Source organism: Flavilitoribacter nigricans DSM 23189 = NBRC 102662 (assembly GCF_002646595.1).
GTDB classification, from domain to species: Bacteria; Bacteroidota; Bacteroidia; order Chitinophagales; family Saprospiraceae; genus Flavilitoribacter; species Flavilitoribacter nigricans.
The window spans coordinates 163,581-179,365 of record NZ_PDUD01000020.1; the positions used below are offsets into that span (position 1 = coordinate 163,581).

The window sequence follows — 15,785 nt, forward strand, 5'->3', positions numbered from 1 at the left end:
CAGGGCCGGTTTACTTCTCTTTTATGGTTTTGATGGCGGATACCTTAATGTTTTCCCAAGCTTGCTTCACCGGGTTCTTACTACCGCGGCGGTTATAGGATTTCCAGAGCGCATCGTGTTCCTGGATACATTTTATAATGCTCTCGATGAAATCTCCGTAGAGATCGAGATCGATGCCGGAATGGGCGTTGATGTGCAGAATGTGCCTGAGTTTCTCCGGTTCGGTCTGGTGATGGATGAGGGTGTCGATGGCGATCCGCAGCATTTTTTCCCGTTGGGAGGTCTTTTCCCGGTCTTCCCGGGCTTTCTCCCGTTCCTCAAAGATCGTACGGATAGCCGGCTTTTTGAACAGGTGATCCTGATAGAAATCCTGCGTGAAATTGGGGTTGGCAACACAACAGCGTTCGTAACTGGCCAGGGCCTTTTCGACATCGGGATCCTGGGGGATATCGATCGCTTCCAGCGCTTCCCAGGCTTCCAGCAAACTCGGATAGCGCTGCTGCGGGTTACGGTCCAGCATCTTCAACAAAATATCCGTCACCGCTTCGGGGATCCCCGCCTTTTTTATGATCTTTTTCCGATAGGCCGGATCCTCCGCTTCGAAGAATTTCCGGCGGGCTTCAAAGACCTCAAAGACATTGGGTTCAGCGGCTGCATGCCGTTTCTGGCAGAATAGCGGATAACCACTCATCAGTTCGAAGGCCAGCAGGGCCAGCGAAAACTGATCGGACTGGAAGTCGTGACCCGGCGCTTCACCGCGCAGCAACTCCGGCGCTTCGTACATCAGGTTCTGGGAACTGATGGAGTCGGACAATTGCCGCTTGCTGGAACTAACGATATCAAAGGGGGAAATAATAGGGCGCAGTTCGTTGTCGATGAGCACTTTATCCGGTTTGATCTTCTTGTGCACTATACCGTTGACGTGCAGGTGGTAAACGGCCTCACAGAGTTCACGGAAAATACTGAGGGAACGACTGAGCGTAAAGGGAACCCGTCCGATCAGATGATCCAGGGAAATGCCGTCGATATACTCCAGGATCAGGTGGTAGGGAAAACCACTCAGATCGGCTCCCAGCACCTTGATGATATTCCGGTGTTTGATCTTCAATACCTGCTGAAGCCGCTCGTCGATCAGCGTATTTTGCGGTTCTTTACCGAAATTAAGGTCGGGTAACACGCGGAGCATCACCTTCCGTTCGGTATGGACCTCTTTCCCTCTAAAAAAGATCGCCGATCCTCCCTTTTGTTTTTCCTGGATCTGTTCGTAACGGCCCATGTGCTTCATCATAAGCTGATCCGTCAGCGACTCGGAAGAGATCTTGAAATTGACACTCGGAAAATAATCGATGAGTTTCTTTTCAATAGCGTGGCAGCAGTAAAGCGTAGCGATAGTGATCTTATTCATCGCCCGGTCTTTCTCTTCCGGAGAGATGGTACCCATCAGGTCCTGGGAGGTGAGGCGGTTGGTCCTTCCCGTCTGAATGTACAGTTCATTCCGGGCATCATCAATAAACTGAAAGAATTCGTCAATCTTTTGCTGAGCTTCGGCAATGTCGCCGTTTTTTATAGCTTCCCTGATCATGGGGCATGTTTTTAGATATGATCCTAAAGATAAGTTTTTAATACAGTTAATCACCTTCGATTTGGAGATCTGATTTTTGTTTTAAAACATATTTTTTTAAAAATTAATGTTTCAAATATTTTATTTTCAAAGAAAAACCTCTAATTTGTCTATCTGTTTGATGATTTGATGAGGTTCCTTACGAGCCAAAGTCCAATTCAACCATTTCACCCAAAAACAACCATCAACCATCAACCATCAACCATCAACCATCAACCATCAACCATCAACCATCAACCATCAACCGTCGACCGTCGACCGTCGACCATCAACCGTCGACCATCAACCGTCGACCGTCGACCGTCGACCGTCGACCGTCGACCGTCGACCGTCGACCATAAAATTAAACCTAAAACCATGAGCCAAATAAGAGTCCTGGTGGGTACCAAAAAAGGTGCCTTTATCCTAACCTCCGATGATCAACGCCAAAACTGGGACATCAATGGTCCGCTTTTCGGCGGATTGGAAATTTACCATTTAAAAGGTTCTCCGGTCAATCCGGACCGGATCTACGCTTCCCAGGCCGGTGACTGGTTCGGGCAGGTGATGCACCGCTCGGACGATGGGGGCAAGACGTGGACAACGGTCGGTAACGAGTTCGCCTACGAAGGAGAAGCGGGCACCCACGCCTGGTACGACGGCACGCCGCACCCCTGGGAATTCAAGCGGGTCTGGCATCTGGAGCCCTGCCTCACCGATCCGGATACGGTGTACGCGGGGGTAGAAGATGCGGCCATCTTCAAGTCTACCGATGGCGGCCAAAGCTGGAAGGAACTGCCCGGCCTGCGTAATCACGGTACCGGTCCGCAGTGGCAGCCCGGTGCGGGCGGCATGTGTCTGCATACCATTTTATTGGACCCCAAAGATCCGGACCGCATTTTTGTGGCCATTTCGGCGGCCGGCGCTTTCCGTACCGATGACGGTGGTAAAAGCTGGAAACCGATCAATCAGGGCTTGCGGTCCGAATACATTCCCGTGCCGGACGCGGAAGTCGGCCACTGTGTCCACCGGATCGCATTGCATCCCTCGAAGCCGGATGTGCTGTTCATGCAAAAGCACTGGGATGTTATGCGTAGCGATAATGCGGGCGATTTCTGGTACGAAGTGAGCGGTAATCTTCCGAGTGACTTCGGCTTCGTAGTAGACGTACACGCCCACGAGCCGGAAACCGTTTATGTGATCCCCATCAAGAGCGATTCGGAGCATTATCCGCCGGAAGGCAAACTTCGGGTCTATCGCAGTCGCTCGGGAGGCAACGAATGGGAAGCGCTAACCAATGGATTACCGCAGGAAAACTGCTACCACAATATATTACGGGACGCCATGGCCGTAGATTCTCTGGATTCCTGCGGGATCTATTTCGGAACTACCGGTGGCCAGGTGTATGCATCTGCCGATGCCGGTGATAACTGGATGGCCATCGCCAGTGATCTGCCGAGGGTGCTGTCCGTAGAAGTACAGACCATACCATGATCCGGGTACTCTTACCATATCATTTACGTAACCTGGCTAAATGCGATGTCGAGGTGGAACTGGATATTGACGGGCCGGTTACCCAGCGTTCGGTTATTGATGCCCTCGAAGCGAGGTTCCCCACTTTACGGGGAACCATCCGGGATCACAGCAGTCTGCAGCGCCGGCCTTACCTGCGCTTTTTTGCCTGTGAGGAAGACCTGTCTCAGTGGGGGATCGATGAACCTCTACCGGATCGGGTAGCGTCCGGGCAGGAGCCCTTTATTATTCTGGGAGCCATCGCCGGGGGCTGAGTTATTGATCCACCTAATACCTGACTGCCTCCATCATACCTTGCAGCTGCGACCGCTCGTATACTTTCCCGCGCAGGATTACCTTGCTGACGGTTTGAGTAGATTCGATATTTTCCAGAGGGTTTTCTTCCAACAGCACCAGCTCGGCTATTTTTCCGGGTTCGATACTACCGTAATGCGCTTCCTGCTCGAAGAAAATAGCTCCGTTGAGGGTGGCGGCCCGCAGGGCTTCCGCCGGACTCAATCCAGCGTTATGAACCATTAGTTTCAATTCCTCGTGCAGGGAAGATCCCGGATAGACAAAGGAATTAAACGGACCGCAATCCGAACCGGCCAGCACAAGCACACCTTCCTCCTGCATGGGCCGAACCATACTCTGGAACAGCGCTTCCATATCCTGGCGCATAGCTTTCATCGCCGGTGAAGACCGACGGGCGCCCCTTACGCGTCCGGAATAGGTAGATTGGATGCCCGGACCGATATAGGCGAGCATCGTATCCTGTTGGTGGTCGTCTTCGGCCAGTCGGTTGATGGTATAACCTACATAGAGGGTCGGAACGATGGCCGTTTTGCCCGCAGCCATTTTTTGGAATAAAGCCCGGGCGGTTGCCGGATCGTAGGAATCAATATATCCCTGTAACTGGGCCCAGAAACCCACGGGATTTTCCCGAACAGCGGCCGTAATGCTGTCCTCCAGTGGCGAGCAGCCTTTCATGGCGTAATACAAATGTTCGGAAGCATCCAGGCCGGCGTCGATCGCGTCTTCCAGTTTGGCGGTAAACGGCATATGGCCGGTGGTTTTGAGCCCCCGAGCTTCCGCCTGGCGGATAATCTCCAGGTAAACATCCGCGGTGATCCGGCTGTCGTAGATCTTGACGTAATCGACACCGATTTCTTCCAGGCTATCCAGCGCGGCGCTTACCTCTTCCACGCTTCCTACTCCAATACTGCCCGCCCAGGTACCATTCGGACCGTCCAGTTTAGGACCGGAAGTGTAGATGTTCGGTCCATCCATAGTCCCGGAAAGGATATCGGCTCTCCATTGCATAAGCGCATCGGTCAGGTCGCCTCCGGCATCCCTGACGGTCGTGATCCCGTGGGCCAGATAAAGCGGGATCAGCTTTTTGTTCTCTTCGGTGAGCGTATCGCCTCCCCGGAAATGGACATGCATATCCCACAGGCCGGGGATCAGGTACTGACCGGATGCATCAAGGGTCTGGGCGGCCCGGAGATCTGTTGCTTCGCCCGCCATGATCCGGACAATGGTATCGTTGCGGATGGCAACGCTGCGGTCGGGCAGGATCTTCCCGTTCCTGACGTCGACCACCTGAGCGTGGGTGATCAGAAGATCAATATCGGGGTCGTTCGGCGTACAGGAAAGCAATCCCATGGCCATAGAGCTGCAGAAAAATATTCGGAATAAAGTAGACATCATCTTTGTGACTTTTGTATTTGTGAGCCACCAGTACGGCGGTGACCGGCCGGATGGATAAAGCTGAACCCCTGGCCTCGCCCAATTGTCCAGCCAGGCCACAAAATAAACAATGCTGTGCGGAGAAGCTGGTAAGCTGAAGGATTTTAATCCTTGCGGATGCATGATCGACGCTGGCTAATTTTGCAATTAATGGCTTCGCAAATTCTATTATCTTTATCAGCCGGGGTGTAAAGCTCCGTTTTCACTTCTATCTCTAATGATCAAACGAAAAACCATGGTCCGTTCCTTTTTCCTTCTACTGTTGCTGTCCGGTTTGCTGGCCTGCAATGCTACCGATACCACCACTGAATCATCTCTTATCGACGCCACGGCTACGGCCCGGATCGATTCTACCCTGCAGAGCCTGGTGGATGCGGGATCCATTGCCGGCGTCTCGGCCCTGATCTTTGAAAAGGATCAGGAAGTGTATTACAACGCTTTCGGTTATGCCGACCGGGAAGCACAAAAGCCGATGGATCGCAACACGATTGTCCGGATCTATTCCATGACCAAACCCATCACCGGCACGGCCCTGATGACGCTCTACGAAGAGGGGGCCTTTCAACTGGATGATTCCCTGGCCCAATACGCTCCGGAGTTTGCCGATATGCAGGTATTCGTCGGCCCGGATGAGGACGGAAACATGATCCTGGAACCGGCCAAACGACCGGTCACCATCCGGGATATTACCCGGCACACCTCGGGTATTGTGACCAGTACTTCCGATACGACGGCCTACGGAAAACTGGTGCGGGAAACCGATCCGATGAACCGGGAGAACACGCTGGAGCAAATGGCCGAAAAGTTCGGAAGCCTTCCCCTGGCCTTCCATCCGGGGGATCAGTGGGCCTACGGTCCATCGGTGGACGTGCAGGCTTTCCTGGTGGAACGGATCTCGGGCGTACCCTATGCCGATTATGTGCAGGCTCAGGTGCTGGATCCCCTAAAGATGGATAATACCCACTATGTAGTGCCGGAAGCTGATCGGGGCCGCTTTGCGGCTGCCTACCGCATGGCGGAGGGCGAAAAGCTGGAGCGTGTACCCGACGAAGCCGCCAACAGCTTCAACTTCCAGCGCTGGGCACTTACCCCGGGCGGTTATGGACTTACCTCTACCATTGATGACTATATGCGTTTTGCCCGTATGCTGGTGCACAAAGGAACTTTTGACGGTGCGACCATCCTGAAACCGGAAACGGTGGAACTCATGGCTACCAATCAGCTTTCCGATACCATCAGCCAGCGGATGTGGCTGCCGAGTAAAGGCCAGGTCGGCTTCGGTATCGATTTCGCCGTGCGGACGCGCCCACCCGCATCCGTGGAAGAGAACCATGGCAAAGTGGGGGAATTCTTTTGGGACGGTGCGGCGAGTACCCTTTTCTGGGTGGATCCGGTAAATGAATTGACCGCCGTGCTCTTCGTGCAGAAATTTCCCTTCGATGGCGCTTTGCACAAGAAATTTCGCGATGCCGTGTACGGCCCGATCGTGCTGACGGGGCAATAATTTTTGTGGGGAAATTTACTGGTCGGACAAAGCCCGTAGCAATCGCACGAGATCGGCTTCGTCGGAAAGTCCTAGTTTTTCCGCCTTGATGATCCGTTGTATCTCCTGGCTGTGATCCGGCAGTGCCTTTTCGATGGCTTTCTTTTTGAGTTTTACCTTCTGGAAGGCCTGTCCGTTTTCCTGAAGCCAGAGCGAGCTTTGGTCGATGAATTCGTCGTAGCGTTTGTTGCTGCTGTAAGCACCCTGATAATCGGCTTGGCGAAACTCCTTAGCCGGCAGCCGAAGCAGGACGAACTGGTCATCCAGCAATACCTCGTAAAACCTGAGTTTGGGACTGTTGGAGCCTTCGATCCTGCCTTCCGGAAAAACGCGGAACAGACGCGGTGAGCCGGAGTCGGTCATTAGCTGGAGTGATCGGACTTTGTTGGTAGGCAAGGTTCCGGTAAAACCGTTATTGAGGCGAAAGTAGAGGATTTGGTCAGCCAGGTCGAGCTTCACCAGCACTTCTTCACCGTATCCCGTTTTCCCCGCCAGTTCGAAAGTGCCTTTTTGCCAATCCTCGTTCAGAAACGGACTACCCTTGACCCCTTCGTAACGGGTGTCGATCGAGCGAACGGCGCCGCTGCCGGGATTTAGGTTGGAAAGGTCCTGGAGATCCTGTTCGGTATAAGAGGTATTGGTCGGCCGGTTTTGCCCGGGCAAAAGTCCGGATCCCAGCACCATGATCAACAAGAGCAACTGCGTTTTCATATTTCCGTTTTGTGATTCAGCCATTGAAAGTACGATAATCGGAGGATAGAGAAAAGAAGTGTTTGCTTTTTTGCTGTGGGGAATAGGATGAACAATTGTCATTCGTAAAGCTAACTGGAGCAGGTCGGGGAAAGGCCCTTTAGCTACCTGCAAAGATCCGGTTAACCGGCCAAATCCGCTGTTTATCCCCTTCATCCGGGCTTTAGTACCGGCGAAACTTTTCTACCGGCGCTTTTTTCCCTTTATTTATAGTCACCTTCAACCTAATGCATTGCCTTATCAAACCCGGATAAATGAGCAAGACGGACCTCTTTCAACAATTTGAACAAATTCACGAAGAACAACTGCCGGTACCCAGACACAAATTACACGGCTGGCAGCATTTCGCCGGCCTCTATGCCGCCGAACACGTAGCCGCTACGGAATTCGTCATCGGGGCCACCTTTGTGGCGCTGGGCGCCAAAACCATGGATATCCTTTTAGGGTTGTTTATCGGCAATATTCTGGCGGTTCTGAGCTGGACCCTGATCACGGCTCCCATTGCGGTGGAAACCCGCCTTAGCCTGTACACTTATCTCAACAAGATTGCCGGCGATTCCATGTCCAAACTGTACGATTGGGCCAACGTGATCATATTTACCGTCATTTCTGCGGCAATGGTGACCGTTTCGGCCACGGCCGTGCGCTTTGCTTTCGGCATTCCGGCCCAGCTCAACTGGTATCCCACCAATCTGTGGTTTGTGCTGGTGGTAGCCGTGGTCGGACTGGTGGTGGTTTCGGTAGCCATTTACGGCTTTAACGCCGTTTCCGATTTTTCCGGCATCTGTGCACCCTGGCTGTTCACCATGTTCATCAGCGGTGCATTCGTTTTATTGCCCGCTTTATCCCTGGCGGTATTGGGAGAGCCCCTGCCGGATAGTTGGGGGGCGTTCATTGAATTGGGTGATCAATCCATCTGGACCGGGATCAACAGCGAGGGCGAACCGGGCATCGGTCTGCTGGAAGTGGCCGGTTTCGGCTGGGCCGCTAATACCATCACGCACTTCGGTCTGATCGATATGGCCCTGTTGCGATTTGCCAAAAAGAAGATCTACGGTCTGGCTACGAGTACCGGGATGATGTTCGGGCATTACATCGCCTGGATATCCGCCGGGATCATGGGGGCCGGTACCGCAGTGATCCTGGGCAAAACGATCGTTGAACTCGATCCCGGAGATGTGGCCTATTACGCTTTGGGCTGGTCCGGATTCGTGATCGTGATCGTTGCCGGGTGGACGACGGCGATCACCAATCTTTACCGCGCCGGGCTGGCCGCACAATCGGTTTTTACCCGCTTTTCCCGCAGAACCACAACGCTCGCTGTCGGCTTGGCCATGATCGTAGTAGCCGTATTCCCGTTTGTCTTTTCTCAGATTCTGCCGCTGCTTACCTACGCCGGATTGTTGGTGGTGCCGGTCGGTGCCATCGTGTTTGCGGAGCACCAGATCTTTCCCCGTATCGGTTATACCCGATACTGGCGTTCGTACCGGGAGCTGTCCCACAGCGTGCCGGCAATAGCTTCCTGGGGTCTTGGCCTGGTATTTGGATTTGGATTAAATATGTTGAATGTCATGTCCTTCTACTATCTGTTCATTCCCACCTGGATCTTCACCATTTTCCTTTACACCTTTCTGGCCGGTCGGTACGGTGCCGGAGAGCAGTATCCGGTAGCGGAAGCCAGAGAGGCCGAGCGGAACCGTCAGATTGATCTGTACCAGGAAGAGAAAGCGGCGGGGGAACCAGTCCCGGTCAAGGACCATTCCCCTTTTTCCAAAGTGCTGCACGCGATGTCAATCCTGGCTCTCGTCATTACGCTGATCCTGGCCGGGATCGTACTGTTCGGCAGTTCGGACGCGGCGGAATACGAAATCAACCGGGACCGGTTTTATTTCTACGGTTTCCTGTGCACCCTCATTTATTTTATTACGGCATACTGGGCTATGCGGCGCACCAAGGCCCTGAATGCGGACCCATCAACAAACGTAAACTGAATGGAAATCTTCCAACTTAATAAAGATCATTTAGCCCAAATAAAGGACCGGATCGCAATCCCGAATTACGACCGGAAAAAGCTCAAAGCCGGTATTGTGCACATCGGAGTCGGTGGTTTTCACCGGTCGCACCAGGCGTATTATATCCATCAACTGCTAGAAAAACCGGGAACTGCGGACTGGGGGATTTGCGGAATGGGTTTGAGGGAAGGAGACCGGCGGATCTACGATGTGCTGCGCAAGCAGGATTATCTGTACACCCTGATCACACGCCATCCGGACGGCAGAATAGATAGCACCCTTATCGGTTCGATAATCGATTTTATCCTGGCCGTGGATACGCCCAAACTGGCCGTCAGTAAAATGGCCCATCCCGATACGCGGATCGTGTCCCTGACGATTACCGAGGGCGGCTACAATTTCCATCCGGTGACCGGTGCGTTTGATTTTGATCATCCGGATATTCAACATGAGATCGCCCATCCCGATGATCCGAAAACAGTATACGGTTTTCTGGCTGCGGCCCTGAGGCAGCGACGGGAAAACGGCCTGCCGCCCTTTACCATTCTCTCCTGTGATAATATTCAGCACAACGGAGCGATGGCCCGAAAGATGTTACTGGCGTTTACCGAGCGGCAGGACCCGGAATTAGCCGGCTGGATAGCGCAGACCGTACATTTCCCCAATACCATGGTGGACCGCATCACTCCCGTCACCGCTGACCGGGATATGGCTTACCTGCGGGAGGAACACGGCATTGCGGATGCGTGGCCGGTCACCTGTGAACCCTTTATCCAGTGGGTGGTAGAAGACCGGTTTTCCAATGGGCGCCCACCCTTGGAGCAGTTGGGCGTACAATTCGTCCCGGACGTTTCCCCTTACGAGAAAATGAAGATCCGTTTGCTGAACGCGGGGCATTCGGTACTGGGTATACCCGGAGCTATTCACGGCCATCCGACCATCAACGCCTGTATGGAAGATCCGGTATTTGCCACTTTTATGCGCAACTTCATGGATCTGGAAGCCACGCCGGTATTGGATCCGGTGGAAGGCATCGATCTGGAAAAATACAAGGATACGCTGGAAGAACGGTTTGCCAATCCGAACATCAAAGACAGCGTAGCCCGGATCTGCTCGGAAAGTTCGGCGAAATTGCCCAAATTCCTGCTCCCGACCCTGCAGAAGAATCTGGCCGCGGGTGGGCCGATCACTTACGCCACGCTGGTACTGGCTGCCTGGTGTTACTACAGCGACAAGCAACAGGATGAAAATGGAGCAGCACTGGAGATCAGTGATGTCATGAGCGATGAGTTGCACCGGGCTGCCCGGGAAACGGCAACCGATCCGGCAGCTTTCCTGCGTCAAAAGAATTTATTCGGAGACCTGATGGACGATAATCGTTTTATGGATCAATACGGTCTGATGATCCGCCAGTTGTACGGGCAAAAAGACATCAGAGCGCTGATGCAATCCGTCATGGATAGGGAATAAGAGGCTATCGACGGTTTCGACCTGCTTGTGAAGTGATGGGAACAGCGCGCAGAAAAGATCACCTAAAACTGAACCTATGAAAAAGATCATTTTATGCTTGCTACCTATTTGGGTAATCTCCATTGGCTGTGCACCGGTGCAATCGGCAGACCCGGAGAGCGATCTTCGGGAGTCCAATAAACAGCTAGCGGTGAACTACATAACGGAAGTAGTCAACAAGCAGCAACTGGCCTTAATCGATACCTTGTTCTCACCGGACTACACCTTTCACGAATGGAATGGGGAAGCAGTGCAAAATCTGAAATCCGGAGCCCTGCTGTCCTTTCTGGAATATTTATTCCGGGCATTTCCGGATCTACAGTATACGGTGGTGGATGCCATTGCCGAAGGGGACCGGGTGGCTCTTAACCTCAGCGCAGAAGGAACCCACCGGGACGAATTTCTCGGATTCGAAGCTTCAGGGAACAAGGTCATCTATCGGGAAATGTTCTTCTTCAAGATGAAGGATAATAAGATCACCGAAGGCTGGGCGGTGGTTGATGTAGATCGGGTGAAATCCCAACTGCAATCGCAATGACAAATTCGATGTGCCCAAATCAGGCGAAAAGGTAAATGCAGTAGAGTCCTGAAATTGTAGGGAAGAAAGAACAACCCTAAAGGCTTCTTTCTTCCCCGGCAGGTGTCTATTGTACTTTGGCCAGCGCTGCTTCGTATTTCTGCTCCACTGCGGTCCAGTCCAGTACGGACCAGAAAGCTTCCAGGTATTCGGCGCGTTTGTTCTGGTATTTCAGGTAATAGGCGTGTTCCCAGACATCTATGCCCAGAATGGGAAATCCGCGATCCGTCAGATTGGTATCCATCAGCGGATTATCCTGGTTGGCGGTCGAAGTGATGCCGATGGTGCCGTTGTACTTGACGATCAGCCAGGCCCATCCGGAACCAAAACGCGTCAGTCCGGTCTGTTTGAATTGCTCTTTGAAGTTTTCCAGGCTGCCGAAAACCTTATTGATCTCATCCGCCAGTTTCCCCGTTGGAGAGGTTTTGGGGGAAGGGGACAAGGTCTCCCAAAAGAGCGCATGATTGTAGTGGCCGCCTCCGTTGTTTCTTACGGCGGTGGTGTATTTGCTGATGTTCTGCAAAATGTCTTCCAGACTTTCCTGTTCGGCTTCCGTTCCGGCAATCGCGTTATTCAGGTTGTTGACATATCCCTGGTGGTGACGTTGGTGGTGGATCTGCATGGTCTGTGCGTCAAAGTGAGGTTCCAGTGCATCATGGGCATAAGAAAGCTCGGGCAATGTGTAACTCATAATAAGGTCTTTTTTATTGTTTAAATGCGTTGCAAATTTAAATGGATGTTTAAATAAAACAACTAATTACTTGTTTTAATAGAATAACATTGGCTTTGATTTAGTTGAGTGGAGGAGGCTTTTTTTACAATAAATTCGGAATAAGTCCCGGTTTTTGCCGATTTGCCGAATTATACTTAACTTTAAAATCTGGTAATAAAACAAATTAAAAATTGGAAAATAGATCGACAAGCGACCGGATGCTCACCTTTATCAAAATGAGGCATGAGGTAACGGCAGCCATGCTGGCCGGAGCGTTTGACATGACGAAAGAAGGAGCCCGCCAGCATTTGCTGAAACTGGAAAACGGCGGACTCGTGGCGAGCTTCACCAAAAGTGAAGGGGTAGGGCGGCCGACGACGTATTACGCACTGACGGAAAAGGGGCTCGCACGTTTCCCCGACGCGCACGCCCAGGTGACTGTAGAGTTGTTGAGGTCGGTCAAAAGTCTGCTGGGCGAAAATGCCCTGGACCTCTTGATCAGTGACCGGGAGCAGCAGACCTACAAGCGATACGAAAGCAGCCTGCAGGAGGCTGCGTCTCTGGAAGAGCGGCTGGACCGACTTGCCCGACTAAGATCGGAAGAGGGATACATGGCGGAGTGGAAAAAGGAGGACGGGGAATATTTCCTGATCGAGAATCACTGCCCGATCTGCGCCGCAGCGACGGAATGCCAGGGATTTTGCCGCGCGGAATTGAAAAACTTCCGGCAACTGATCGGCGAAGAATACACCGTAGAAAGAGTACAGCATATCATCACGGACGGTCAGCGCTGTGTCTACCGGATCGTTCCCGCAGCAGACTGACCACAATACAGATACTAAATTAATCGATTTGCTTAGCTCGACTTTAGCATTTTGATATTGGGTTCAATCAATAATGAAGAAAAAGGTACGTTCCTGGCAATCTAATGGCCAGGGCTACGCCCTTCGCCGCAAAATACATGATGGATCTACAAATATTTCCGCAGCTACGCCACTGAGGATTACAAGGGCATCGCCCTGGAGATATCCGACTTTTTCGGATGCTACTCCCCAGGTTCGAAGGCGCACCTGGGCTCCAATGTATTTTCAAACATCCGCTTCAAACCCGGATGTGCATAAATTAGATAATGACTTTGCTGAGCATTTGATTGCGCTCATTTCTAGAGTCTCTTAAGCTTTCACTTCAGCCTGTCTAAAGGTCGAGGGGCTCGATCCGGTGTGTCGCTTGAAAAAATTATTGAAATAAGTAGGGTAATCAAATCCAAGCGCAAAGGCCACTTCGGAAATATTCCAGGTGGTATGCTGCAGGATCGCTTTGGCCTCTCCGATAATCCGGTCGGAAATGAGAGCGGTAGTGGGTTTGCCGGTCACTTCTTTAACCGAGCGATTGAGGTGATTCACATGCACCGAGAGGTTTTCCGCGTAGTCTTTTGCACTTTTCAATTGCAGCGGGCGGTCCGGACTTTCGATCGGAAATTGTCGTTCCAGTAATTCCATAAAGACATTGGTCAGCCGGACTGCGGCATTTTTGTGTTGATCGTAGTTTTTGGAGGGTTGCAACTTCATCGATTCGTGCAGGATGAGGTTAATGTAGTTGCGGATCAGATCATCTTTGTGGGCGTAATCGGACTGCTGTTCTTCGATCATTTTTTGAAAGATGCTGTTCAAAAAACTGCGCTGTTCGTCACTGATCTCCAGGATGGGCGTACCGCCTAATTTGAAAAGTGGGGACTGTTGCAGGCTTTCCGTTCTATTGTGCGGATCTAAAAAATCCTCCGAAAACAGACAGGTATAACCGACGTATTTGGTAGACAGCGTCTCCCAGGAATAGGGGATATGCGGGTTCCCGAAAAACAGAATAGTCCCATCCGCTTCAAAACTCCGGTCGGCGTAGTGGATCTTGCTCTTGCCGGTAGTCAGACAGATCTTGTAGAATTCTTTTCGGCTGTAAACGCGGGTCGCATTTTCGTCGTCCTCAATTTGAAAAGCGTTGAAACCCTTCAGTTTTAACCTGGTATTGTATTCCGAAACAGCTCGCATAGCGTCCTTCTTTATTAAGAAATTCAAACATTCCGAACCATGATCAGGTTCGGCCCCTCCACCGGTAACCCACCCTCCACATGTAAATAGTTATGATATTGGGGCAAAGAGTAGATAATAGAACTCCCAACTTAATGCTTTTGTTTGAATATCTTAAAATTAAAGTGCTGTTGATACCTTGTGCTTGGGTAATGATCGATCTTTTGTTCCTCTATTTCAGCCGATTCTTTTGTTGTGATCCTTTATCCATCCTGCTTAAAGCCTTCTTCTAATCACTGATTTTTCACTATTTAACGGTATCCGCTTTTTAGCTACAGATCAATCCTCGCGTTGCAGCTGCATCCATCCGTCCGGATGCTCAATGGCTAGCGTTGCAGCCTCGTATTCCCGACTCCGCTTAAAAAACTGCCATTGTTTGAATTCATTAAGTTTTGATTTGATAATCATTATACATCCCCTTCCCGCCGCAGCTAACTTTGTACCAGATAATTTGGATGGAAGACCGGAACGATCATCGGATCACCCATCCGGAAGATCATTCCCATAATAACAATATTCAAAGCATACCATCATGGAATTACCAGATCATAAAAAACCAAGAAGAAAATTTTTACAGCAATCGGCAATTGCCGGGGCGGGCTTCATGCTGGCCGGTCCGCTGCAGCTGCTTGCAGACGAAAACAATCCAAATACTATGCAACAGAAACTAAGATCAAAGGGCTACGCGGCCAAAGACAATTCGGGCAAACTCAGTTCCTGGGAATTTGAACGCCGGCCCGTTGGCGACGATGATATCCTGATCGATATCAAATACGCCAGCATTTGCCATTCCGATATTCACCAGATGAAAGGACACTGGGGGCCGCAGCAGTATCCTCAGATCCCCGGGCACGAAATTGTCGGCATTGTGGCTGCCGTCGGTAAAAATGTCACCAAATTCAAAGTAGGGGACCGCGCGGGTGTCGGCTGTATGGTGGATAGCTGTATGGAGTGCGACAGTTGCACCCACGGCGAAGAACATTTCTGCGAGAGAGGAGAGACGCTGTTCACCTACGGCTACCCGGATAAAAGATCACCTACCGGCATTACCCAGGGCGGATACGCTACCAATATTGTGGTTCGGGACCATTTTGCCGTGCACATTCCGGAACACATCTCTTTCCAGGAGGCGGCTCCCTTGCTCTGCGCCGGTATTACCACCTATTCGCCGCTCATGAACGCCAATTTTAAAGTTGGAGATAAAGTGGGCGTAGCGGGTATCGGCGGTCTGGGACATTTAGCCGTGAAGCTGGCGGTTTCCAAAGGCGCTGAAGTCTATGCGTTTACCACTTCCCCCGACAAAGTAGCCGATATCAGGTCCTGGGGAGTTCAGGAAGTGATCGTGGTGGACGAAGCATTCGAGAACATGCAGCCTTACAATAAACAGCTGGATTACATGATCAGTACGATCCCTTACCAATTCAACGTGGCTCCCTACGTGGCCTGCGTAAAACCCTACGGACATTTCACCTACGTTGGAATGCCGGACGGTTTTGAACTAACCTTCAGCAATATTGCCCTGGCCAGTTCTAGAGTGAATTTCAATGCATCGCTTATCGGCGGGATCCCGGAAACGCAGGAAGTGATCCACTACTGTGCCGATAATGGTATCCGTCCGGAGATCCAGATCATCAAGGCGAAGCAGATCAATGAGGCCTGGGAAAAGGTCGTGAATAAGGAGGCGCGTTATCGCTACGTGATCGACGCCGCTACCTTTTAATAACCGCAATTTAAATTCCG

General features: G+C 51.6%; 13 protein-coding genes. 8 read left to right on the plus strand and 5 right to left on the minus strand.

Annotated features, from left to right (window positions below):
• Positions 1-10 precede the first annotated feature (10 nt).
• Positions 11-1,582, minus strand: coding sequence for a protein kinase domain-containing protein (locus CRP01_RS14720; protein ID WP_099150822.1), 1,572 nt, complete (start codon positions 1,580-1,582; stop codon positions 11-13).
• A 396-nt stretch (positions 1,583-1,978) separates the two neighbouring features.
• On the opposite strand from CRP01_RS14720, the gene CRP01_RS14725 reads away from it, so the two are divergent.
• Both CRP01_RS14725 and CRP01_RS14730 read left to right on the plus strand, forming a co-directional pair.
• On the plus strand, positions 1,979-3,094 hold the full coding sequence (locus tag CRP01_RS14725; RefSeq protein WP_099150823.1) for a WD40/YVTN/BNR-like repeat-containing protein: 1,116 nt from the start codon (positions 1,979-1,981) through the stop codon (positions 3,092-3,094).
• Entirely contained in the window at positions 3,091-3,387 is a 297-nt protein-coding gene (locus CRP01_RS14730; protein WP_099150824.1) for a MoaD/ThiS family protein, read from the plus strand. The genes CRP01_RS14725 and CRP01_RS14730 overlap by 4 nt, the downstream gene beginning before the upstream one ends.
• A 13-nt stretch (positions 3,388-3,400) precedes the next feature.
• Here CRP01_RS14730 and CRP01_RS14735 read toward each other — a convergent pair whose 3' ends face one another.
• A complete protein-coding gene (locus tag CRP01_RS14735) occupies positions 3,401-4,822 on the minus strand; it encodes an amidohydrolase family protein (protein ID WP_222845738.1) in 1,422 nt (473 codons plus the stop codon).
• A 256-nt stretch (positions 4,823-5,078) separates the two neighbouring features.
• Here CRP01_RS14735 and CRP01_RS14740 point away from each other — a divergent pair, with 256 nt between their 5' ends.
• Complete coding sequence (locus CRP01_RS14740) at positions 5,079-6,365, plus strand: serine hydrolase domain-containing protein (RefSeq protein ID WP_222845739.1); 1,287 nt, start codon at positions 5,079-5,081, stop codon at positions 6,363-6,365.
• A 15-nt stretch (positions 6,366-6,380) separates the two neighbouring features.
• Here CRP01_RS14740 and CRP01_RS14745 read toward each other — a convergent pair whose 3' ends face one another.
• On the minus strand, positions 6,381-7,115 hold the full coding sequence (locus tag CRP01_RS14745) for a hypothetical protein (RefSeq protein WP_099150825.1): 735 nt from the start codon (positions 7,113-7,115) through the stop codon (positions 6,381-6,383).
• Between the two features lie 293 nt (positions 7,116-7,408).
• On the opposite strand from CRP01_RS14745, the gene CRP01_RS14750 reads away from it, so the two are divergent.
• The 3 genes from CRP01_RS14750 to CRP01_RS14760 all read left to right on the plus strand — a co-directional run bounded on the left by CRP01_RS14750 (position 7,409) and on the right by CRP01_RS14760 (position 11,213).
• Positions 7,409-9,145 carry a purine-cytosine permease family protein gene (locus CRP01_RS14750; RefSeq protein WP_099150826.1) on the plus strand — a complete coding sequence of 579 codons (1,737 nt, stop codon included), beginning with the start codon at positions 7,409-7,411 and terminating at the stop codon, positions 9,143-9,145.
• On the plus strand, positions 9,146-10,636 hold the full coding sequence (locus CRP01_RS14755) for a mannitol dehydrogenase family protein (protein WP_099150827.1): 1,491 nt from the start codon (positions 9,146-9,148) through the stop codon (positions 10,634-10,636).
• Positions 10,637-10,712: 76 nt separating this feature from the next.
• Positions 10,713-11,213, plus strand: a complete 501-nt coding sequence (locus CRP01_RS14760; RefSeq protein WP_099150828.1) for an ester cyclase — start codon at positions 10,713-10,715, stop codon at positions 11,211-11,213.
• A gap of 106 nt (positions 11,214-11,319) precedes the next feature.
• Here the strand turns inward: CRP01_RS14760 and CRP01_RS14765 are convergent, their stop codons facing one another.
• Positions 11,320-11,943 carry a superoxide dismutase gene (locus CRP01_RS14765; RefSeq protein WP_099150829.1) on the minus strand — a complete coding sequence of 208 codons (624 nt, stop codon included), beginning with the start codon at positions 11,941-11,943 and terminating at the stop codon, positions 11,320-11,322.
• Between the two features lie 239 nt (positions 11,944-12,182).
• Between CRP01_RS14765 and CRP01_RS14770 the strand changes: the two genes are divergently transcribed.
• A complete protein-coding gene (locus CRP01_RS14770; protein WP_099150830.1) occupies positions 12,183-12,788 on the plus strand; it encodes a helix-turn-helix transcriptional regulator in 606 nt (201 codons plus the stop codon).
• A 348-nt stretch (positions 12,789-13,136) separates the two neighbouring features.
• On the opposite strand, the gene CRP01_RS14775 is transcribed toward CRP01_RS14770, so the two are convergent.
• Positions 13,137-14,006, minus strand: coding sequence for a helix-turn-helix domain-containing protein (locus CRP01_RS14775; protein WP_099150831.1), 870 nt, complete (start codon positions 14,004-14,006; stop codon positions 13,137-13,139).
• Between the two features lie 694 nt (positions 14,007-14,700).
• Between CRP01_RS14775 and CRP01_RS14780 the strand changes: the two genes are divergently transcribed.
• Positions 14,701-15,765, plus strand: coding sequence for an NAD(P)-dependent alcohol dehydrogenase (locus CRP01_RS14780; RefSeq protein ID WP_222845741.1), 1,065 nt, complete (start codon positions 14,701-14,703; stop codon positions 15,763-15,765).
• Positions 15,766-15,785 lie beyond the last annotated feature (20 nt).

Coding starts and splice junctions, on each gene's coding strand:
- CRP01_RS14720 (WP_099150822.1), bottom strand. CDS start 1,582: ATGATCAGGGAAGCTATAAAAAACGGCGACATTGCCGAAGCTCAGCAA.
- CRP01_RS14725 (WP_099150823.1), top strand. CDS start 1,979: ATGAGCCAAATAAGAGTCCTGGTGGGTACCAAAAAAGGTGCCTTTATC.
- CRP01_RS14730 (WP_099150824.1), top strand. CDS start 3,091: ATGATCCGGGTACTCTTACCATATCATTTACGTAACCTGGCTAAATGC.
- CRP01_RS14735 (WP_222845738.1), bottom strand. CDS start 4,822: ATGATGTCTACTTTATTCCGAATATTTTTCTGCAGCTCTATGGCCATG.
- CRP01_RS14740 (WP_222845739.1), top strand. CDS start 5,079: ATGATCAAACGAAAAACCATGGTCCGTTCCTTTTTCCTTCTACTGTTG.
- CRP01_RS14745 (WP_099150825.1), bottom strand. CDS start 7,115: ATGAAAACGCAGTTGCTCTTGTTGATCATGGTGCTGGGATCCGGACTT.
- CRP01_RS14750 (WP_099150826.1), top strand. CDS start 7,409: ATGAGCAAGACGGACCTCTTTCAACAATTTGAACAAATTCACGAAGAA.
- CRP01_RS14755 (WP_099150827.1), top strand. CDS start 9,146: ATGGAAATCTTCCAACTTAATAAAGATCATTTAGCCCAAATAAAGGAC.
- CRP01_RS14760 (WP_099150828.1), top strand. CDS start 10,713: ATGAAAAAGATCATTTTATGCTTGCTACCTATTTGGGTAATCTCCATT.
- CRP01_RS14765 (WP_099150829.1), bottom strand. CDS start 11,943: ATGAGTTACACATTGCCCGAGCTTTCTTATGCCCATGATGCACTGGAA.
- CRP01_RS14770 (WP_099150830.1), top strand. CDS start 12,183: ATGCTCACCTTTATCAAAATGAGGCATGAGGTAACGGCAGCCATGCTG.
- CRP01_RS14775 (WP_099150831.1), bottom strand. CDS start 14,006: ATGCGAGCTGTTTCGGAATACAATACCAGGTTAAAACTGAAGGGTTTC.
- CRP01_RS14780 (WP_222845741.1), top strand. CDS start 14,701: ATGCAACAGAAACTAAGATCAAAGGGCTACGCGGCCAAAGACAATTCG.